We start from the raw sequence: 2227 nt of genomic DNA on the forward strand, positions 1-2227 counted from the left end.
GTCTGCACTATCTGCTTGGTGGTGTTGATGATACCCTGTGCCAAGTTGCCGGGGTCTGACACCACCCACTGTGCGGATGCCTTGCCGATGAAGCAAAGGCATACCGCCATAAGGAGAATTGTTTTCTTCATGTTCCTGATTTTTAAGTTGTTGATGATTGGGGATTGCGTTTGCTTTCCGCAAGCCGCTTGATAGCCAGTTCAAGGTTGCCGCCCAGCTTCTCGGCGAGGGCGAACAGTTCCATTTTCTCGCTTTCCTCTGTCGTGAACGTGTAATATTCTTCCAACGAAACTTCTGTGGCGTACACCGCCGACTGCGTGCCGCCCAGCGAGAAGAAAACTTCCTTGTACTTCCGTCCGGGGTGGTTCGCCATGTTGATAGACAATATCTGCGAACGCTCCTTGTCGGTCAGTCCCAAGAGGTTCTGTATGCTGTCGAACTTGTTGAGATATTTTCGCTGGTCTAACAGAATTTTGCAGTCCGAGTTGTTGATGATACTCTCTTTCACTATGGGGGAAGAAATAATATCCTCAATCTCTTGCGTGACTACAATCGCTTCCCCGAAATATTTTCGGACTGTTTTGTAGAGGTAGCGGATATAGTCAGCCATGTTCGCCGATGCAATCGCTTTCCACGCTTCTTCAATTAGTATTAACTTCCTTATTCCCTTTAACTTACGCATCTTATTGATGAATGCTTCCATGATGATGATAGTCGTTATTGGGAATAAAATCTTGTGGTCTTTGATATTATCCAATTCAAAGACTATGAAGCGTTTATGCAGCAAATCCAGCTCCTTGTCGGAGTTCAGCAGGTAGTCGTACTCTCCGCCACAATAGTACGGTTCAAGCACGTTCAGGAAATTGTCTATGTCAAAATCCTTTTCCCTGACGTTCTTCTGTTCAAGCTGTCGGCGGTAATCATCCCGGACAAACTCGTAGAACGTGTTGAAGCAGGGCGTTACCGACCTGTCGCCCGTGATACGTTCGATATAGGCACTTACCGCATTGGACAACGCCACTTCTTCCGACCGCTTGGGGGCTTCATCGTCCCGCTTCCACAGGGTGAGTATAAGGGTCTTGATACTCTCTTTCTTTTCGATGTCAAATACCCCGTCCTCGACATAGAACGGGTTGAACGCTATCGGGTTCTCGTTGGTGTAGGTGAAATAAATCCCGTCCTCGCCGTGCGTGCGGTTGTGGATAAGCTGGGACAGCCCCAAGTAGCTGTTACCCGTATCTACCAGCAGCACGTGCGCACCCTGCTCGTAATACTGGCGCACCATGTGGTTGGTGAAGAAAGACTTCCCGCTACCGCTCGGTCCAAGTATGAACTTGTTTCTGTTCGTCGTGATGCCTTTCTTCATGGGCAAATCCGATATGTCGATGTGCAGCGGGCGACCGCTCACCCTGTCCACCATTTTGATACCGAACGGCGAAAGCGAACTCTTGTAGTTCGTTTCTTCCACGAACAGGCAGAGAGCCTGCCCCAAGAACGTGTAGAAACTTTCCTCTGCCGGGAAGTCGGCTTCGTTGCCGGGTATGCCCGCCCAAAAGAGCGTAGGCGTGTCGGTGGTGTTGTGGCGTGGCTTGCACTCCATTAGCGCAAGCTGGCTTCCCACATCGTTGCGTATGCGTTTGAGTTCGTCCCGGTCGTCACTCCATGCCATGACGTTGCAGTGGCAGCGCACCGAGATAAGCCCCTTGCTGTGGGCTTCGTTCAGGTACTCGTCTATCCACTCCTTGTTCACTTGGTTGGCACGGGAGTAGCGGGAGAGCGATTGCATATTCCGGGCGGTCTGCTCGAAGTTCTTCAGGTTTTCGGCGTGGTCGTCTATGAAGATGAACTGGTTATAGACGTGGTTACATGACAACAGCACGCCCACCGGGGCGGCAAAACTTAACCTGCAATCGCTTCTGTCTGTGGACAGCTTCTCAAATCGGCAGTCCGTCCCGACCTTTCCGGGCAAATCTTCCACGTCCGAAAGCGTGTGCAGGCACAGTATATCGTCCCCGACACGCATTTCTTCCGGGTACAGCCCGATGTCTTTCAGGCAGGTGGTATCTGTCTGCGAGAGCGAGAAATATTTCTCGATGATGCCTGCCTTTCCGTCCTGCCCGGTGATTTCCGATGCCGCCAGCCGGGTAAGGGTGACAAAACCGCTGTCGTTCATAATCCTTTCAAACTGCCCGACCGCTTCGATGAACTTTGCCGCCGCTTCCTTGTC

General features: G+C 51.3%; 2 protein-coding genes. Both read right to left on the reverse strand.

What is annotated here, in order from left to right:
* Nucleotides 1–131 (reverse strand): DUF4141 domain-containing protein (locus D7V92_RS21770; protein WP_121773788.1); only part of this gene is annotated, 131 nt, incomplete at its 3' end.
* Nucleotides 132–142: 11 nt separating this feature from the next.
* A partial coding sequence (locus tag D7V92_RS21775) for a TraG family conjugative transposon ATPase (protein ID WP_121773787.1) occupies nucleotides 143–2227 on the reverse strand: 2085 nt, incomplete at its 5' end.

Source organism: Parabacteroides sp. CH2-D42-20 (genome assembly GCF_003670185.1).
Taxonomy (GTDB): Bacteria; Bacteroidota; Bacteroidia; order Bacteroidales; family Tannerellaceae; genus Parabacteroides; species Parabacteroides distasonis.